General features: G+C 66.6%; 18 protein-coding genes. 5 read left to right on the top strand and 13 right to left on the bottom strand.

The window, feature by feature from the left end; all coding sequences use genetic code 11:
- Positions 1-26: 26 nt before the first annotated feature.
- A complete protein-coding gene (locus AC3WLC_RS18695; protein ID WP_493685427.1) occupies positions 27-1,295 on the bottom strand; it encodes a TRAP transporter large permease in 1,269 nt (422 codons plus the stop codon).
- Between the two features lies 1 nt (position 1,296).
- On the bottom strand, positions 1,297-1,923 hold the full coding sequence (locus AC3WLC_RS18690; protein WP_493685426.1) for a TRAP transporter small permease: 627 nt from the start codon (positions 1,921-1,923) through the stop codon (positions 1,297-1,299).
- An 86-nt stretch (positions 1,924-2,009) separates the two neighbouring features.
- Between AC3WLC_RS18690 and AC3WLC_RS18685 the strand changes: the two genes are divergently transcribed.
- Both AC3WLC_RS18685 and AC3WLC_RS18680 read left to right on the top strand, forming a co-directional pair.
- Positions 2,010-2,675 (top strand): GntR family transcriptional regulator, encoded by a 666-nt coding sequence (locus AC3WLC_RS18685; RefSeq protein ID WP_493685425.1) that lies wholly within the window; start codon positions 2,010-2,012, stop codon positions 2,673-2,675.
- 31 nt (positions 2,676-2,706) lie between these two features.
- On the top strand, positions 2,707-3,672 hold the full coding sequence (locus tag AC3WLC_RS18680; RefSeq protein ID WP_493685424.1) for a Bug family tripartite tricarboxylate transporter substrate binding protein: 966 nt from the start codon (positions 2,707-2,709) through the stop codon (positions 3,670-3,672).
- 286 nt (positions 3,673-3,958) lie between these two features.
- Here the strand turns inward: AC3WLC_RS18680 and AC3WLC_RS18675 are convergent, their stop codons facing one another.
- The 6 genes from AC3WLC_RS18675 to AC3WLC_RS18650 form a co-directional block, all read right to left on the bottom strand.
- Positions 3,959-5,038 (bottom strand): alanine racemase, encoded by a 1,080-nt coding sequence (locus AC3WLC_RS18675; RefSeq protein ID WP_493685423.1) that lies wholly within the window; start codon positions 5,036-5,038, stop codon positions 3,959-3,961.
- Entirely contained in the window at positions 5,035-5,493 is a 459-nt protein-coding gene (locus AC3WLC_RS18670) for a RidA family protein (protein ID WP_476814378.1), read from the bottom strand. Before AC3WLC_RS18670 ends, AC3WLC_RS18675 begins: the two co-directional genes overlap by 4 nt.
- Positions 5,490-5,984 carry a GNAT family N-acetyltransferase gene (locus AC3WLC_RS18665; protein ID WP_493685422.1) on the bottom strand — a complete coding sequence of 165 codons (495 nt, stop codon included), beginning with the start codon at positions 5,982-5,984 and terminating at the stop codon, positions 5,490-5,492. Before AC3WLC_RS18665 ends, AC3WLC_RS18670 begins: the two co-directional genes overlap by 4 nt.
- A gap of 160 nt (positions 5,985-6,144) precedes the next feature.
- Positions 6,145-7,308: an amidohydrolase/deacetylase family metallohydrolase gene (locus tag AC3WLC_RS18660; protein WP_493685421.1), complete on the bottom strand. Its 1,164-nt coding sequence runs from the start codon at positions 7,306-7,308 to the stop codon at positions 6,145-6,147.
- Positions 7,309-7,348: 40 nt separating this feature from the next.
- Positions 7,349-8,074 (bottom strand): hypothetical protein, encoded by a 726-nt coding sequence (locus tag AC3WLC_RS18655; protein ID WP_493685420.1) that lies wholly within the window; start codon positions 8,072-8,074, stop codon positions 7,349-7,351.
- Positions 8,071-9,003: an N-carbamoyl-D-amino-acid hydrolase gene (locus AC3WLC_RS18650; RefSeq protein ID WP_493685419.1), complete on the bottom strand. Its 933-nt coding sequence runs from the start codon at positions 9,001-9,003 to the stop codon at positions 8,071-8,073. The genes AC3WLC_RS18655 and AC3WLC_RS18650 overlap by 4 nt, the downstream gene beginning before the upstream one ends.
- Before the next feature lie 179 nt (positions 9,004-9,182).
- Between AC3WLC_RS18650 and AC3WLC_RS18645 the strand changes: the two genes are divergently transcribed.
- Positions 9,183-9,482: an antibiotic biosynthesis monooxygenase gene (locus AC3WLC_RS18645; protein ID WP_493685418.1), complete on the top strand. Its 300-nt coding sequence runs from the start codon at positions 9,183-9,185 to the stop codon at positions 9,480-9,482.
- Between the two features lie 285 nt (positions 9,483-9,767).
- Here the strand turns inward: AC3WLC_RS18645 and AC3WLC_RS18640 are convergent, their stop codons facing one another.
- The 5 genes from AC3WLC_RS18640 to AC3WLC_RS18620 all read right to left on the bottom strand — a co-directional run bounded on the left by AC3WLC_RS18640 (position 9,768) and on the right by AC3WLC_RS18620 (position 16,187).
- The gene (locus AC3WLC_RS18640; protein WP_493686083.1) at positions 9,768-10,631 is read right to left on the bottom strand and encodes an ABC transporter permease; all 864 of its coding nucleotides are present in this window, start codon (positions 10,629-10,631) and stop codon (positions 9,768-9,770) included.
- A 17-nt stretch (positions 10,632-10,648) separates the two neighbouring features.
- On the bottom strand, positions 10,649-11,590 hold the full coding sequence (locus tag AC3WLC_RS18635) for an ABC transporter permease (RefSeq protein ID WP_493685417.1): 942 nt from the start codon (positions 11,588-11,590) through the stop codon (positions 10,649-10,651).
- A 120-nt stretch (positions 11,591-11,710) separates the two neighbouring features.
- Complete coding sequence (locus AC3WLC_RS18630; RefSeq protein WP_493685415.1) at positions 11,711-13,309, bottom strand: ABC transporter substrate-binding protein; 1,599 nt, start codon at positions 13,307-13,309, stop codon at positions 11,711-11,713.
- A 222-nt stretch (positions 13,310-13,531) separates the two neighbouring features.
- Positions 13,532-14,944, bottom strand: coding sequence for an amidase (locus AC3WLC_RS18625; protein WP_493685414.1), 1,413 nt, complete (start codon positions 14,942-14,944; stop codon positions 13,532-13,534).
- A gap of 13 nt (positions 14,945-14,957) precedes the next feature.
- The gene (locus tag AC3WLC_RS18620) at positions 14,958-16,187 is read right to left on the bottom strand and encodes a M20 family metallo-hydrolase (protein ID WP_493685413.1); all 1,230 of its coding nucleotides are present in this window, start codon (positions 16,185-16,187) and stop codon (positions 14,958-14,960) included.
- A gap of 185 nt (positions 16,188-16,372) precedes the next feature.
- On the opposite strand from AC3WLC_RS18620, the gene AC3WLC_RS18615 reads away from it, so the two are divergent.
- Together AC3WLC_RS18615 and AC3WLC_RS18610 are read left to right on the top strand one after the other, a co-directional pair.
- Positions 16,373-17,782, top strand: coding sequence for an MATE family efflux transporter (locus tag AC3WLC_RS18615; protein WP_493685412.1), 1,410 nt, complete (start codon positions 16,373-16,375; stop codon positions 17,780-17,782).
- A gap of 104 nt (positions 17,783-17,886) precedes the next feature.
- On the top strand, positions 17,887-18,309 hold the full coding sequence (locus tag AC3WLC_RS18610) for a globin domain-containing protein (RefSeq protein ID WP_493685411.1): 423 nt from the start codon (positions 17,887-17,889) through the stop codon (positions 18,307-18,309).
- Positions 18,310-18,420 lie beyond the last annotated feature (111 nt).

Here is an 18,420-nt window from a genome sequence, read left to right as displayed (position 1 = left end):
CTCCCCTTATTGGTTGATGGACGGGTTCACTTCACCAGGGCCAGCGAGAGCCATGGGTAGATCGAGAGCAGGACCAGGAGGACGCAGGAGATGATGAAGAAGGGCAGCGTCACCAGGAACATCTTGCCGGGCTTGGCGCCGGTCACTGCTGCAGCGACGAAGAAGCACAGGCCCACCGGCGGCGAGAGCAGGCCGAGCACGAGGTTGATCACCACGACCACGCCGAAATGGCGGGGATCGATATTGTAGACCTCCGTCGCGATCGGCAGCAGGATCGGTACCGTCATGATCAGGCCGGGAATGCCGTCGATCACCGTACCGATGATCAGCAGGATGACGTTGACCAGCAGCATGAAGGTCACCGGATCCTTGGCGATCGACTGGATCGATGCGGCGACGGTCTGCGGAACCTTGCCGTAGACCAGCACCCAGGAGAACACGGCGGCGGCGGCGACGAGGAACAGCACGATCGCCGAATAGACGCCGGCGCGCAGCATCATCTGCGGCAACTGGTCGAATTTGAGCTGCCTGGTCCAGTAGCGGCCGATCAGCAGTGCCGCGACCGAGCCGACCGCTGCCGCTTCCGTCGCATTGGCAAAGCCGCCGAGGATCGAGCCGACGATGACGATCGGGATCAGCAGGGTCGGGGCCGAGCTCAGCACGATCCTGACGCGCTCGCGCAGGGTCAGCTTGTCACCGGCCGGGTAGTTGTAGACGAAGCCCATGCCGGCGATGATCAGGAAGAACAGGACGGTCAGGAGCACGCCCGGCACGATGCCGGCCATCAGCATGTCGCTGACCGAGACCTGGGCCAGCACGGCATAGACCACGAACATCACCGAGGGCGGGATGATCGGGCCGAGCATGCCGCCATAGGCCGTGAGGCCGGCGGCGAAGTCCTTGTCGTAGCCCTTGCGCTCCATCTCCGGGACCATGACCTGCGCCATGATCGCGACCTGGGCCGTCGCCGAGCCGAGGATCGAGGCGACGAACATGTTGGCAAGGATGTTGACATAGGCCAGCCCGCCCTTGAGCGAGCCGACGAAGGCCATGGCGAGGTCGACGATGCGACGGGTGATGCCGCCGCCGTTCATGATCTCGCCGATCAGGATGAAGAGCGGGATCGCGATCAGCCCGTAGCTGTCGACGCCGCCGAACATCTGCAGCGGGTAGTTCGGCAGCAGCTGCATGTTGCCGGTCGCCGCCATGTAGATCAGCGCGCCCAAGCACAGGCACAGCGCGATCGGCACGCCGGCCAGCATGATGCCGAAGAAGGCTCCAATCGTTAGTGCCATGTCAGTTCACCACCCCGTCGGCATTGGCGGCGAAGCCCGGCAGTTCCTGCTTGGCGACGAGGCCGAGGTCCTCGAACAGGTTGGCCAGCGCGTGCAGCGTCATCGACAGCGCGAACAGCGGCATGATCAGATAGATCACCCAGGTCGGCCAGTTCAGCGTCTGGGTCCGCTCGGTGTAGATGAAGTTGAACGACTGGCCGGCATATTCCCTGGCGTCGAAGCCGGCCTGGGCGATGCCCACCGGATCGAGCCAGAACCAGCACATCACCCCGAGCGCTATGCCGAACAGGACGACGCCGAGCGTCGCGATCGCCCGGAAGATCGCCGCGCCACGTTCAGAGAAGCGTTCGGTCAGCATGGTCACCGCGAAATCGAGCCGCATGCGCGTCATCGCGGAAGCGCCGATGAAGGTGAGCCAGACGACGCTGTAAACCGCGGATTCGTCGATCCAGTAGATCGGATAGCCGGTGTAGCGCGTAACGACGTTGAGCAGGATCAGCGCCGAGAGCAGGAACATCAGCGCCTGGATGGCGCGATGCTCGACCCGGAGCAGGCCTCCGGACAAGGCGACGATTGCCTCCGGCACGGCCATGGAGCGGCCTTTCGCCGCGACAGCTTCTTGGTTCATTCTTGCCTTCCCCTTGCCGCGTTGTAGATTGTATAAAATCTACGTGTCAATGGTTTTCCACGACGCGACCAGCTAGGGTGCCCGCGATGTCCGCTCCCCTGAAGCACCGCACCCTGTCCTCGGCGATCGTCGACCGGCTCCGCCAGGAGATCCTCGACGGCAGCTATCCGGCCGGCTCGCAATTGCGGCAGGACGCGCTGGCCCAGGCCTATGAGGTCAGCCGCATCCCGGTGCGCGAGGCGCTGTTCCAGCTGGAGGCGGAGGGCTTCGTCAGGATCGTGCCGCACAAGGGCGCGATCGTCTCAGGCCTGTCGCTGGATGAGATCAACGACGTCTTCGAACTGAGGAAGCTCCTGGAACCGCGCTTGCTGGCGAGCTCCGTGCCGGCGCTGACGGCGGAGGATTTCGCCGCGGTTGCCGGGATGGAAGCCGCGTTCGAGGAGGCCATGACGGCGCGCGACATCAGTCGCTGGGGCGTCCTCAACGCCGATTTCCACATGGCGCTCTATGCAAGGGCGACGCAGCCGCGCACGCTCGCGATCGTTTCGGGGCTCTTGCAGACCAGCGACCGCTATACGCGGCTGCAATTGCAGCGCAGCTCCTCGATCGAACGGGCGCGGACCGAGCACAACGAGCTGATCCGGCTCTGCCGCGCCGGGGCGATGAAAGAAGCCAGTGGCCTGCTGGTCGAGCATATCGAGCTGGTCCGGCAGGACCTGGTCGCCTTCCTGGAAGATCGCGGGAAGGGATGAACGAAGAGCGGGGACAGCTAGGATGATACGTTTGGCCTTCGCGATTGCAGCCGCCCTGCTCTCGCCCATCTCCCTCGCCACGGCGCAGGACTGGCCTCAGCGCCCCGTGAAGATCGTGGTGGCGGCGGCAGCAGGCGGACCGATCGACGTGTTCGGGCGGGTGATGGCGGAGCGGCTGTCGCCGATCCTTGGCCAGAACGTCTTCATCGAGAACGTGCCCGGCGCCGGCGGGATGGTCGGAGGGCAAGCGGTGGCGCGGGCCGAGCCGGATGGCCATGCCGCGCTCCTGGGCACGATCGCGACGCACACCCACTCCCAGAATCTCTACAAAGCGCCGCTCTACAATGCCGCCACGGACTTCGCGCCGGTCGGCCTGATCGCCGAAATCCCGCTCGTCCTGATCGTGCGCAAGGACTTGCCGGTCACCTCGATGGCCGAGTTCGTCGACTATGCGAAGCGCAATGCCGCCAAGATGAACTACGGCTCCGCCGGCATCGGCTCGGCCACCCATCTCGGCTGCGCCCTGATGAATGGCGCGCTCGGCCTCGACGTCCAGCACGTTCCCTATCGCGGCACCGGCCCGGCGATGCAGGATCTGATGAGCGGGCGCATCGATTATCTCTGCGAGATCGTCGTCACCGCCAAGCCGCAGATCGAGAGCGGCATGGTCAAGGCGATCGCCACCTTGTCCGGTGCACGCTCGGCGGTCCTGCCCGACCTCGCAACCGCCAAGGAAGGCGGCTTCGCCAATCTGGAGGCCGACACCTGGGCGGCGCTGTTCCTGCCGAAAGGCGCGCCGGATGCGATCGTCGCCAAGCTCAACGCTGCGATGGTCCAGACGCTCGCCACATCTGAGACGAAGGCGAAACTCGCGGACCTCGGCGCGACCATCGTCGCGCCCGACCGGCAATCACCGCGCTACCTCGCGCAATTCGTCAAGGACGACATCGCCAAATGGGCAGCGGTCACGAAGGCGAGCGGAATCCAGCCCAACTGAGGTGAGGCTGCCCGGCGGAGCGTTCGTCGACGATGTCGAGTTGATCCGGCGCGGCCTGCTCGCCGTCCTGGAGGATCTCGGAGGCAGTAGCGAAGGCCGGGCGTCGTTCAGACGAATAGTGGCGCGGGATCCCCTCTCCTGGAAGGAGAGGGGTAGGGGTGAGGTGTTCGGACTGGAAACGTGGGCCTGAACCTGACCGCGCGGTCAGCGCTCGCGGCACTGGTCTGATCTCCTACACCTCACCCTGCCCTCTCCTTCCAGGAGAGGGTTCCTCGCGCTTCTCTTGTCAGGTCAGCTTCCCGCGCGCCGCCACCGGCAGCTCGCCGATGAGCTTGTCGCCGCGCACGGTCACCAGCCGGTCGACCATGTTGACGACGACGCAGACATGGTTCGGCACCACCCGCACGACCTCGCCTACGTTCGGGCGCTCATTGCTGCCCGACAGATCGAGGAAACCGTGCTCCTCGGCAAACTGCGCGATCCTGGCCAAGGGGTATTCGAGGATGTAGCCGTGGCCCTCGAGATTGCCCTTGTCGCTGGTCAGCGTCTTCGAGCCGGAATCGAGGATGCCGCGCTCCGACCCGGCCCGGCTGACCACCGTCGCGTAGACCGTCAGCGCGCAGTCCTCGAGGCTCGCAACCCCGGCCGCGATCTGCATGCGGTCGTTGAAGATCGAGGTGCCCGAGCGATGCTCGGTCGAGCCCTTGAGCTTGCCGATGTTCGGAATGTTGGGCGAGCCGCCGGTCGAGACGATGCCGGCCTCCAGCCCGGCCTCGCGCAGGCCGGCATTGGCGGTGTCGAGGAAGTCCTGCGTCGCCGGCCAGCCGGTCTCCGGCGGGTACATCAGGAAGCCGGCGAAGGTCAGGCCCTTGGACGCGGCGATCTGCTTGGCCAATTCGACCGCCTCGCCCGGCGTCTCGACGCCGGCGCGCTTGCGGCCGGTGTCGCATTCGACCACGACCTCGAGATTGCGCCCGGCGATCTCGGCCGCCTTGGGCAGGCCGGCGATCGTGACCGGGTTGTCGGCCGCGACGATCATGCGAACGCGGCGCTGCAAAGCGCCGAGCCGGCCCAGCTTCTCCTCGCCCAGAATGTTGTAGCTGATCAGGATGTCGTCGATGCCGCCATCGGCCATGACCTCGGCCTCGCCGAGCTTCTGGCAGGTGATGCCGCGGGCGCCGGCAGCGACCTGCATGCGCGCCAGCTCGGGCGACTTGTGCGTCTTGATGTGCGGGCGGTTGGCGACGCCAGCGGCGTCGCAGGCGGCCTGGAGCCTGGCGATATTGGCCTCGACCGTGTCGAGGTCGATGACGACCGCCGGCGTGCCATAGACGCGGGCGATCTCTTCTGCGAGCGCGGTCGTCACGGCAGCACCCGGACGATGACTTCGATCTCGACGGTCATGTTGTTGGGCAGCGAGCCCATGCCGACGGCGGAGCGGGCATGGCGGCCATTGTCGCCGAGCACTGCGACGAACAGGTCCGAGCAGCCATTGATGACCTTGGGGTGCTGCGAGAAGTCCGGGGCGGCATTGACCATGCCCAGCAGCTTCACGACCTCGATCTTGTCGAGCGAGCCGGCCGCCTTTTTCATCGCGGCGAGCAGGCCGAGACCGGTCTGCTTGGCGTGCTCATAGGCTTCCTCGATCGAGACATCGGCGCCGACCTTGCCGGTCGGATAGGTGCCGTCGGCGCGCTTCGGGCCCTGGCCGGAGAGGTAGATGAAGTCGCCGACGCGCTTGAAGCTGACATAGGTCGCGACCGGGGTCGGCACGTCCGGCAGGGTCAGGCCCAGCTCCTTGAGCTTGTCATCGGCACTCATGCGTCTCTCCCATCGTCTTTCAGATCGCGGATCATATAGCGGGCCGCACTGTCATAGCTCGCAAGCTTGCGGGCAAGGGCTTCGTCATGCGCCTCGCGAAAACCCTGGCGACGCCAGAAGCCGGCCGAGTTGCCGACGGCGACCAGCGCCATGCGGCTAAAGCCTTCGGCGCGGGCATGCGCCGCCAGCCTGCCGACGCAAGCCGCGGCGGCCCCACCGCCACGCGCCCCCGGCAGCAGGGCAAGGTCATGGATGTAATAGGCGTCAGCATCATCAGGCAGCGCGCCGAGTAGGCTGTCGAGCGCCGGCACCTGGCCAAGCCGCCAGGGATGGCTCAGCACATAGCCGCCGACCCCCTCCCCGCCTGCCAGCACGAGGCTGCCGGCGGGGTGGAGCGCGAGCCGTTCGGCGAAAACAGCCTCCCCCTCCGGGTAGTCCGGGTGCACCACAGCTGCCGTAGCCATCACCGCCGGCAGGTCGGCGGCGGCCATGGGGCGCCATGATAGGGGGGACATGCTCATCGGAGCGATCATGCGTCATGCTCTGGCTTGCCCCGAGCATCTCAGACCGGAGAAGGCTCCAATCAGCACCTTCCCGTCATGAGATTCTCGTGTCTGCGCTGCGCTTCGCCCGAGAATGACGCCTTAGGCCTTACGCCTCGACCTTCCTGAACTTGTTGCTGCGCTTGGGGTGCCACCAGGCGCCCTTCAGCACCACGCCTTCGGAGACGATCTTGCGATCGCCGATCAGGTGCTCGCCGACGACGTCGACATAATCGAACTTGCCTTCCTTGACGGTGAGAACAGTCGCGTCACCGAGCGAGCCGACCTTGAGCGAGCCATATTCCGTCCGCTTCAGCGCCATCGCCGCGTTCACGGTCGAGGCCGCGATCACGTTGTTCAGGCTCATGCCCATGCAGAGGAATTTCGACATGGTGGTGACCTGGTCATAGGCCGGGCCGTCGATGCAGAGCTTATGCACGTCGGAGGAGATCACGTCGGGCTCGAAGCCGTTGGCGAGCATGGCGCGCGTGGTCTTGAACGAGAACGAGCCCTTGCCATGGCCGATGTCGAAGATGACGCCGCGCTTGCGGGCGGCGAGCACCTCGGGCTTCACCGTGCCCTGCGCGGTCGCGGGCGCGTTCGGGAACGGGCGGAAGGCGTGGGTCAGCACGTCGCCGGGGCGCAGCATGCCGATCACCTCCTCATAGGACGGCGGCGGATGGTCGATATGGCACATCAACGGCATGCCGACCTCGTTGGCGACCTGCAGCGCGATATTGAGCGGCACGGTGCCGGAGGTGCCGGAAGCATGCAGGCCGACACGGACCTTGATGCCAACGATCAAGTCCCGGTTCTTGTCGGCGACCTCGACGCAGTCAATCGGGTTCATCAGGCGCAGGTCGCCGCTCTCGCCGACCATGACGCGGTGGTCGAAGCCGTAGATGCCGGCATGCGAGACGTGGAGATAGGCGAGGATGCGGGCCTGGCTCTTCTCGATCACATGCTTGCGGAAGCCCGGCCAGTTGCCGGGACCGGCCGAGCCGGTGTCGACCGAGGTGGTGACGCCCGAGGCGCGGCAGAACTCGTCGGCGTCGATGCCGAGCGAGGTGCCGCCCCAATAGACGTGGGTGTGCAGGTCGATCAGGCCCGGCGTGACGATGTAGCCGGAGACGTCACGGACTTCCTTGGCTCCCTTCAGGTCCTTGCCGAAACCCGAGACCTTCCCGCCGGTGAAGGCGACGTCGATGACGCCGTCGTGCTTCTGCGACGGGTCGATCACGCGTCCGCCCTTGAGGATGAGATCGTGAGTCATGACTGCTCCTTGGGGAAACCGGGCGGCGGATGCGTCGCATTCAGTCGAAGCTGGCCGTAGCGCCCAATTGGAAGAGGGTAAAGACCTCGTCGAAGTGATCGCGCAGGCCGGGAACGTAGAGCTGCGAGATGGTCGGATCCTGGATCGGAACGTATTTCGCGCCGCCGTCGCGGGAATCGGCGGCACCGAGATAAGCGGGCAGGCCACGCCCCTTATAGGCATCGAGGCGAACCTTGAGGCGAGCGATCACCAACGAACCGCAATCGCCCCATTCATAGGGAATCGCGAAGAAGAGCTTGGCGGCATAGGCGAGCCGCGACGAGCGGACCGTGTTGGCATAATCCTGGATCGTGCCCCGGCGGCGCGCGGCCTGCTTGACCTTGATGAAGACCTCGTAGTCAGCCCACCAGGCTCCCTCGGCTGCGCCTTTCCAATCCTTGGCGAAACGCTGTGAGTCGCAGAAGCGGAAATAGTACTGCCCGACGCTGAGATGGACGCGCTGAACATGCGACATGCCGCCGTTCTGCGGCCCGCTCGAGAGGCCGCGCGCGGATCTGTCGTGACGGATGATGTCAGCCTGATGGGCCGGGTTGTCAGAGACGAAGCAGGTCTTGTTGAAGGGTTCGGCGGCCATGTCATCGCTCCTGTCGAGGCGCCGCATCCATCGGCCCGACGGGCGGATGCGGCGTCGGGGAGCCCTTGGCCGGATCAGAGCCGGTTCTCGGCTGCGTCCGGAGAATGCGGCGCATGCGCCGGCGACGCTCACGCGATCACCGCGCCCTTGCGCTCGACGATCATGCCGTAGCACTGCGGCTCGCGGTGCTTGGCGAAGTTGAAGGTCGAGTTCTTGTAGCTGTTGCCGAGATCGAGATCGCAGCGCGCGACGACGAGCTCGTCATCCTCTGTCACCGCCTGCGCCACCACTTCGCCGGTCGGGGCGATGATGCAGGAGCCGCCGATCTGGTCGACGCCGGCTTCCAGCCCGGCCTTGGCGACGCCGACCACCCAGGTCGCGTTCTGATAGGCTCCGGCCTGCATGACGAGCTGGTTGTGGAAATTGCCGAGCCGGTCATGAGCGGGCGCCGGCGGGTTGTGCTTGGGCGTGTTGTAGCCGAGCACGATCATCTCGACGCCCTGGAGGCCCATGACGCGATAGCTCTCGGGCCAGCGCCGGTCATTGCAGATCATCATGCCGAGCCGGCCACCCATGGTCTCCCAGACCGGCCAGCCGAGATTGCCGGTCTCGAAATAGCGCTTCTCGAGATTCTGGAAGACCGCGTCAGGCCGATGCTCGGGGTGCCCCGGCAGATGGATCTTGCGATACTTGCCGACGATCTTGCCTGATTTGTCGACGATGATCGCGGTGTTGAAGCGGCGCTTGCGGCCGTCCTCGAAGGCCAGCTCGGGATAGCCGAGATGGAAGCCGATGCCGAGCCGCTCGGCTTCGGCGAAGAGCGGCGCGGTCTCGTTCGAGGGCATGGCGCTCTCGAAATAGCTGTCGATCTCGGCCTCGTCCTCCATCCACCAGTGCGGGAAGAAGGCGGTCAGCGCCGCCTCGGGATAGACGACGAGATCGCAGCCATTCGACTTCGCCTGGCGCATCAGCTCGATCATGCGGGCAACAGCTGAGCTGCGGCTCTCCTCACGCTGGATCGGCCCGAGCTGGGCTGCGCCGACGGTCAGGATACGAGGCATCGGAAGACTCCTGCTGTGCTTGATCGTTGCGCGAGGATGTTGCGCGAGGCGGACGCGGTTATCCCTGTGCGCCATTGCGCAGTTGCCGTTACGGCAATACCGTCGAGCGTTCCCTCTGGGCTCGGTCCGGAACCGCCGGCCGCGGCTGCCGGGGCAGCATCGAGCTGCGGATCAAGGCCATGGCAACGTTCAATGTCGTCCGCTTCCGCATCAAGCCCGGGCGCGAGGCGGAATTCCTCGATGCCCATCGCCAGGGCAAGGCCAATTGGCCGGGCCTGGCGCGGGGCCACATCATCAAGACCGGCGACCACGCCTATTGCCTGATCGGCGAATGGGCCGACCTGGCCGCGCTGAAGGGCGCCCGCGACCAGATGATCGCGACGCTGAACAGCTTCCGCGACACGCTCGAGGACCTCGGCAGCGGCCTCGGCGTCACCGACGCGGTGTCCGGAGATGTCGTCGTCGACTTGCGGGCCTAGCGCCTGGCCGTCAGCTCGATCACGATCCCTCCGCGACCAGCCGATCGCCCGCGCTCCTCCCTTCCCCCTTGTGGGGAAGGGCTGGGGATGGGGGTGGTGCCGCCTGGTGATCGGCAGGAGAAAAGCGCTGGCAGCAGCGGCAGCACAATGAGCGTCAGCCAATCGTTCCGGCTTTGCTACCCCCACCCCTGCCCCTCCCCACAAGGGAGAGGGGTTCTCTCGCCCCAAACGGACCGGGCTATGTGCTTGCCCGATAGCCACGCCTGACATGACGTCGAACCGCCTTCAGATGCTCTTCGCCAGCCGCGGATCGAGCGAGTCGCGCAGGCCGTCGCCGAGCAGGTTCACCGCGAGCACGGTGATTGAGAGGAACAGCGCCGGGAAGAAGACGATGTGCGGCCTGACCTGCCAGAGCGCCCTGCCCTCGGCCATGATGTTGCCCCAGGACGGCGTCGCCGGCGGCACGCCGGCGCCGATGAAGGACAGGATCGCCTCGATGATCATGGCGCTGGCGCAGATATAGGTCGCCTGCACCGTCATCGGCGCGATCGTGTTGGGCAGGATGTGCTTCCAGATGATGCGCGGCACGCGGGCGCCGTTCGAGATCGCCGCCTCGACATAGGGCTGCTCGCGCAGGGAGAGCACGACGCTGCGCACCAGGCGTGCCACGCGCGGGATCTCGGCGATGGTGATGGCGATGATGACGTTGCCGACCGAGCCGCGCGTCAGCGCCATCAGCGCGATGGCGAGCAGGATCGGCGGGATCGACATCATGCCGTCGATGATGCGCATGACGATCCCGTCGGCCCAGCGCACGAAGCCGGAGAACAGTCCGACCGCGAGCCCCACGACCGAAGCCAGGATCGCGACCGAGAAGCCGACGATCAGCGAGACGCGGGCGCCATAGACGACACGCGAATAGATGTCGCGGCCGAGCATGTCGGTGCCGAACCAGTAGAGCTCGGACGGCACGCGGGTGCGCCGCGCCGTCGAGATCGCGGTCGGGTCGACCGTAAAGAGCAGCGGCGCGAAGACGGCGATGAAGATCATCGCCAGCAGGAGGAAGCCGCCGATCGCGACCGAAGGGTGCTTGCGCAGATAGGAGCGCCTGGGCGGCTTGGCCGCGCCGGCTTCATCCGCCAGGGGCAGTGGTGCAGCTGGAGCGGTCAATAGCGTATCCTCGGGTCGACGAGGGTGTAGATCAGGTCGACGGCCAGGTTCACCAGCACGTAGACGAACGAGAAGATCAGCACGACGCCCTGGATGACCGGATAGTCGCGCCGCAGGATCGCATCGAGCGTCAGCCGGCCGAGGCCGGGGATGGCGAAGACGCTCTCGGTGACGACGGCGCCGCCGATCAGGAGCGCCACGCCGATGCCGATGATGGTGATGACCGGCACCGCAGCGTTCTTGAGCGCGTGCAGATAGAGCACGTTGTTCTGGGCGAGCCCCTTGGAACGGGCGGTGCGGATATAATCCTGCTGCAGGACCTCGAGCATGGTCGCGCGGGTGATGCGCGCGATCAGCGCGATATAGACCGTGCCGAGCGTGATCGCCGGCAGGATCAGGTTCTTGAACCAGGGCCAGATGCCCTGCGAGATCGGCGTGTAGCCTTGCACCGGCAGCCAGTCGAGCTTGAGCGCGAAGATGTAGGCGAGCAGGTAGCCGATCACGAAGACCGGGACCGAGAAGCCGAAGACCGCGAAGCCGACGACGGCGCGATCGACCCAGGTGCCGGCCTTCCAGGCGGCGACGACGCCGAGCGGCACGGCGATGACCACCGCGAAGATCAGCGTCAGCACCATCAGCGACAAGGTCGGCTCGATGCGCTGGGCGATCAGTTGCGTCACCGGCAGCGAGGTGAAGATCGAGGTGCCGAGATCGCCCTGCAGCACCCGGAAGAACCATTCGCCGAAGCGGACCAGATAGGGCCGGTCGAGCCCGAGGCTGGCGCGGATGCGCTCGACATCGGCGGGCGAGGCCTGATCGCCGGCGATCACGGCGGCCGGATCACCCGGCGCGATGTAGAGGAGCGAGAAGACGAACAGCGCCACGAAAGCCATGACGGGGATCGTCGAGATGATGCGTCTGACGATGAAAGCGAGCATCGAAATCCTGAGTTGCCGCTGCTGGCGCCGGGCCGATCAGGGTCGAAACCCCGATAGGTCCGGCGGGCGTGTCGGGCCTTGCCCCGGCGGAAAAGGCCGGGACACTAGGCTGGTTCGATCTCAGGCCTTCGCCACGTTCCAGAAGAACGGCAGCGGGCCGCTGGTCACGCCCGTGACGTTCTTCCGCCAGGCCTGGTAGCCGAGATAGAAGCCGGTCGGCGCATAGACGACGTTCTCGACGGCCGCCTTGTTGAGGCGGTCCATCGCCGCCTTCTCCTCGGCCATGTCCTTGGCGTTGAACCAGTTGGTGACCTCGGTCTCGACCGCCGGCACGTCCGGCCAGCCGAACCAGGCCTTGTCGGCATTGGCGCGGATCGCCGTGTAGGAGGACGGGTTGAGGCAGTCGGCGCCGGCATGCCAGGTGTGGAACATGCTCCAGCCGCCCTGGCTCGGCGGGGTCTTCTGGGCGCGCCTTGCGCCGACCGTGCCCCAGTCGGTGGCGACGAAATCGACCTTCAGGCCGATGCTCTTCAAGAGTTCAGCGGTGACGTCGCCCATCGACTTGGTCGCCGACATGTCCTGCGCCACGACGCAGATCACCGGCTCGCCATTATAACCGGACTCGGCGATCAGCTTCTTGGCGGCCGCGACGTTCTTCATCTTCAGCATGTCGCCGCCGGCCTCGGTGTAGAGCGGCGTGCCGGGGGTGAAGAAGCCGGGCAGCGGCTTCCAGAGCTTGTCGTCGTCGCCGACGATCGAGCGCATGTAGTCTTCCTGGTTCATCGCCGTCAGCACCGCCTGGCGCACCTTCAGATTGTTGAAGGGCGGGTGCAGGTGGTTCATGCGGAAGGCGCCGATATTGCCGAGCGGGTCGCCGATATCGACGTTGATGTCCTTGTGCGCCTTGAGGACCGGCACGAGGTCGGACAGCGGGGTCTCCCACCAGTCGACCTCGCCGCTCTGCAGCGCCGCGGCCGCGGTCGCGGCATCAGGGATGATCACCCATTCGACGCGGTCGACCAGGATCTTCTTGCCGCCGGCGAGCCAGTCGGCAGGCTCGGAGCGCGGCACGTAGTCGGCGAACTTCTCGAAAACCGCCTTGGCACCCGGCACCCATTCATTGCGGGCGAACTTCATCGGCCCGGAGCCGACATATTCGGTGATCTGCGTGAACGGGTCGGTCTTGGCGATGCGCTCGGGCATGATGAAGGAGCAGGGCGCATTGTTCTTGGCGAGCGCCAGCAGCATCTTCGGGAAGGGCTGCTTGAGCTTCCATGTCCAAGTGCGGTCATCGACGGCGGCGAGCTCGTTCTCGATCGCCTTGATCATCAGGCCCATCGGGTCGCGGGCCTGCCAGCGCTTCAGGCTCTGCACCACGTCCTTGGCGAGCACCGGCGTGCCGTCATGGAATTTGAGGCCGGAGCGCAGCTTGAAGGTCCAGGTCAGGCCGTCGGAGGAGACCTCCTCGCCCTCGACCATCTGGCGCTGCGGCTGGAACTTCGAATCGATGCCGTAGAGCGTGTCCCAGACCAAGGCTGCGGCATTGCGGACGACGTATTGCGTTCCCCAGATCGGGTCGAAATTAGCAAGGTTGGCCTGCGGCACGAAGCGCAGCGTCTTGGCCGCCGCGCCTTGCGACAGCGCCGGCATGGCGAGGCCGCCGCTCGCTGCCAGAACGCCGGTTCCGGCGGCGGTTTTCAGAAAACTTCTGCGGTCCATCGCAATGTCTCTCCCCTGGAACGGCGACCTCTGATCGGGCAACCTCGCCTAGAGTGTGGGCAGAAAAATCCGCCCTGACAACACGCTTGACGAGCCGCGACCGACGAGAATTGCCAGTGCAGGGTTCGTGCCAGACGGAACCGGTTTGCGGCTCACGGTATCGTTTGCAAACAAATGACGCACCGACCCGCGAGATCGACGCAGAAAATTGCGCCGATTTCTTTAAATCGATTTGATCGGCGCATCGACCCGCGCGAAAGGACGCGCCGCTTCGAAAGCTGCTGCCGCCTGCATGACCAGCGCATCATTTCCGAAAGCGCCGACGATCTGGAGGGAGGCCGGCAATCCGGCCGAGGTCAGCCCGCAAGGCACGGCGGCGGCTGGCTGCTGGGTGATGTTGAACGGGTAGGTCAGCGGCGTCCAGCGCGTCCAGTCCTCGCCATAGCCGCCGTGCTCGGGTGTGTTTCGGCCAACAGCGAAGGCCGGCAGCGGCAGCGTCGGCGTCAGCAGGAGGTCGAAGCGCTCGTGGAACTGCGCCATCTGGTAGGCGAGCGCGTTGCGCTGGTACAGCAGCGCGTCGACATAAGCCGCGCTTTCGACCCGCTCGCCCATCTCGGCAACCGCGACGAGGCCGGGATCCATCTGCGCCCGCCCGGCCGCATCGGTGCTGCGCAAGGCCAAGGCCGCGCCGGCGGACCAGAGCGTCATCAGCGTCGCGATCGGATCGTCGATGCCGGGGTCGACCTCCTCGACGATGGCACCCAGCTCGTGGAAGGTCAGCGCCGCCGCATGGCTCAGCGCCGCGATCTCCGGATCGACCAAAGAGTCACCACCGAGACGAGGCGACCAGGCGATACGCAGGCCACGCACGCCGCGATCGAGCTGCGCGGTGAAATCGGGCGGCATGTCCCTGAAGGCGGTCATGTCTCGCGCATCGGGGCGGCCGATCGCATTCATGGCGAGGGCGGAATCGCGCACGGTGCGGGTCAGCGGGCCGAGATGGGCCAGGAAGCCCATCACCGAGGCGGGCCAGGCCGGTACGCGGCCATAGGTCGGCTTGAGACCGAAGACGCCGCAGAAAGCGGCAGGGATGCGCACCGAGCCGGCGCCGTCGGTGCCGAGATGGATGCAGCCGAGATTGAGCGCCGCAGCGACGGCCGCGCCCGAGGAGGAGCCGCCCGGCCCGGTCGAGACATCCCAAGGATTGCGGGTGATGCCGGAGAAGGGCGAATCGCCGACGCCCTTCCAGCCATATTCCGGCATGGTGGTCTTGCCGAGGAAGACGCAGCCGGCCTCGCGCAGCCGCGCCGTCGCCGGGGCATCCTGCTGGAACGGTGCATCGGAGGCGAGCGCCGAGCCGCGCCGCATCGGCCAGCCGGCGACGCCGAGATTGTCCTTGATCGTCACCGGCACGCCGTCGAGCGGACCGAGCGCCTCGCCCTTGAGCCAGCGCGCCTCGGCTTCCTGCGCCATCGCGAGCGTCACCTGCTCGTCTCGGACGACGAAGGCGTTCACCTCCGGCTCGAAGCGCTCGATGCGGGCGAGCGCGTCCCTGGCGACCTCGACCGGCGAGAGCTCGCGCGCGGCGTAGAGATCGCCGAGCTCGGCGGCGGAGAGGGAAGCGATTGTCGTCATGGAAGAGTCCCCGTCAGGCGTTGGCGGCGCGCCAGGCGGCGCTGAGCAGGACATTGGCGCCGGCGACCATGTCGTCGTCGCTGCTGAGCTCGGCCGGGTTGTGCGAGAGGCCGCCGATCGAGGGGATGAAGACCATCGCCGTCGGGCAGAGGCGCGACATCATCTGCGCATCGTGACCGGCCCCCGAGATCATCCGGCGGATCGGCAGGCCGAACTCGGCGGCGCTCGCCTCGACGCTGGCGATCAGCTCCTCGGCAAAGGGCGTCGCCGGGAAGCGAGCGAGATCGCGGAAGCTGATGGCGATGTCGTCGCGAGCCGATAATTCGGCGCAGAACTTGCGGACGGCAGCCTCGGCCTCTGCCAGCGGCGCATCGAGCGGGTTGCGCAGGTCGAGCGTCATCACCACGGTCTCGGGCACGACGTTGACGTTGCCGGGCCTAGTGCGGATCACGCCGGAATTGGCGAGCTGGCCGGGGATCGTCTTGGTCAACTCGTTGGCGAAGATGTTGATGCGCGCAGCGGCGAGCCCGGGATCCTTGCGGTACCGCATCGGCGTAGTGCCGGCGTGGCTCGGCCGCCCCGTCAGCGTCAGCTCGAGCCAGCAGATCGCCTGGATGCCGGTGACGGCACCCAAGCCCCCACCCTCGCTCTCCAGCACCGGCCCCTGTTCGATATGCAATTCGAGATAGGCATGCGCCGGCAGGAAACCGGGCTGCTCCGCCCCGTGATAGCCGATGCGCTTCAACTCGGTCCCGAGCACGGCGCCTTCGGAGTCCAGCTCGGCATGGGCGGCTTGGACGCTCATCCCGCCGGCCCAGACATAGGAGCCGAGCATGTCGGGGTGGAAGCGCGCGCCCTCCTCATTGGTGAAGGCGATCACGGCCATGTCGCGCTTGGGCGTCACGCCCGCATCGCGCAGCGCCGCCAGCACCTCGACGCCGCCGATCACGCCCAGCGCCCCGTCGAAGCGTCCGCCGGTGCCGACCGTGTCGATATGCGAGCCCATGATCACCGCCGGCCCGTCCTCCTGGCCCTTGAGGATGCCGACGATGTTGCCGATCGCATCGACGCGGACATCAAGGCCGAGCACCTTCAACTCGCCGACCAGCCAGTCGCGCCCCGCTCTGTCCTCGTCGGTCAGCGCCAGACGCCGGCAACCGCCCTCCGGCGTCGCCCCGATCCGCGACAGGGCCGCCAGCCGCGAGAGCAGGCGCTCCCCGTCGATCCGCAGGTTGGTGCTCATCGCGTCGGCTCTCCGTAGGCATGGGATCAGTTCAGATGCCCAGCAGGCCGGAACCGGGCCGCGCTTGCAAGAGGCAGAATCGGCGTTGCGGCGCGGACCGGCGGCGCGTCACGCGCAGGGCGCGGCCCGACCAAGCGCGACAGGGGCTGTGAAACAGCACTCTGCCCAGATAAAAGGCAGCCATCATGTCGCAGATCGCCCTGCCCTATCGCTCGGGGAGCCCCTGGCTCACCGAGGTCAAAGCCATGCTGGCGCTGAGCTGGCCGATGGTGCTGACCAATGTCGCCCAGACAGCGATGACGGCGACCGACGTCGTGATGATGGGCCATCTCGGCCCGGACTCGCTGGCAGCCGGAGCGCTCGCCTCAAATCTCTACATGGCCTTCCTGATCTTCGGCATCGGCGTGATGGCGGCGGTCGCACCGATGGTCGCGATCGAGCTCGGGCGCAACCGGCATTCGGTCCGCGATGTGCGCCGCACCGTGCGCCAGGGCTTCTGGGTGGCGGCGACCATGGCCGGGCCGATGTGGCTCTGCCTCTGGCAGGGCGAGACGATCCTCAAGGCGATGGGCCAGAGGCCGGAGCTGGCGGCAAATGCCGCCTCCTATCTGCACACCCTGCAATGGGGACTGCTGCCCTTCTATTGCTACCTCGTCCTGCGCGGTTTCCTGGCGGCGCTGCAGCGGCCGTTCTGGGTCTTCGTGACCGTGCTCTTCGCCGTTGCCTTCAACGCCTTCGCCAACTGGGTTCTGATGTTCGGCAGGCTCGGCTTTCCGGCGCTAGGCCTGCCCGGCTCGGGGCTGGCGACGGCACTGGCCTCGACGCTGATGTTCGCCGGTCTCGCGCTGGTGGTCTCGCTCGACCGGCGCTTCCGGCGCTACCACCTGTTCGGCCGCTTCTGGCGGCCGGACTGGAGCCGCTATCGCGCCTTCTGGCGGATGGGCCTGCCGATCGGCACCACCGTCGGCTTCGAGGTGTGGATCTTCAACGGCGCCGCCTTCCTGATGGGATTGCTCGGCCCGACCTCACTGGCCGCCCATGCGATCGCGATCCAGATCGCCTCGCTGTGCTTCATGGTGCCGATGGGCATCGGCCAGGCCGGGACAGTCCGGGTCGGGCGCGCCTTCGGCGCCGGCGACAGCGAGGGCATCGCCCGGGCCGGGGCGACGGCGCTCGCGCTCGCCACCGCCTTCATGTGCTTCACCGCCCTGCTAATGTTGCTGATCCCGCACTGGCTCGTCATGCCGTTCCTCGACGCCGGCAAGCCGCGCGCCGCCGAGGTCGCGCAGCTCGCCATGCTGTTCCTGTTCTATGCGGCGATCTTCCAGATCGTCGACGGCGTGCAGGTGGTCGGCGTCTCGATCCTGCGCGGCCTGCGCGACACACGCGTGCCGATGCTGTTCGCCGGCCTCGGCTATTGGGGGATCGGTCTGCCGCTCTCGGCCGCGCTCGGCTTCCTGACTCCGCTCGCCGGCGTCGGCATCTGGATCGGGCTCGCGACCGGCCTTGCGATCGTCGCCGCCCTGATGCTGGCGCGCTGGTTCGCCCGCGAACGGCTCGGCCTGACGAAGCCGGCCGGCCAGCCGGCCTCGTAGCGGCAAGGTAGCAATTCATTAACTCCAGGTTGCATTTTCGCGCATCCTGTCGGACACTTCCTGCCACGATCCCTCGTGATGCCACGTCGAAAAAGGGGGAGGTCGTGACGCCGCAGGACATCGCGCTGATCCGGTCGAACTTTGCGCAACTGCATCGGCGCAAGATTGAGACGGCATGCCTGTTCTATGAGCGGCTCTTCACCACGATGCCGGGCACGCGCGCCCTGTTCAAGACGGATATCGAGGCGCAGGCGGCGAAGCTGATCGAGACGCTCACGGTCGCGCTCGCCATGCTGAACGACCCGACGGGGCTCAATGCCTTGCTCGCGCGGCTGGGCGAGCGCCATAGTGGTTATGGTGTCCGGCCGGCCCATTACGAGGCGGTCCGCAGCGCCTTGATCTGGACGCTGGAGACGTCGTTGGGAGAGGCCTTCACGGCGCAGGCGCGAGCGGCCTGGAGCGAGCTCTACGACCAGATGGCGGCGACGATGCTCGCCGCCGCCACGCCGAGCCAGCGCTCGGCCTGATCCGCAGTAACATTCACCCGCCGCTCAGAACTCTTCCCATCCGGCGTCGCTCGCTCGGCCATTTGCGGCCTTGCGCGGCTGTGGCGCGGCGGCCTTGCTCTGGACGAAGGC

The organism is Allobosea sp. GW821-FHT03A12, assembly GCF_058986765.1.
Note: the sequence above shows the minus strand (reverse complement) of the source record. Positions and strands in the feature narration are given on the sequence as shown.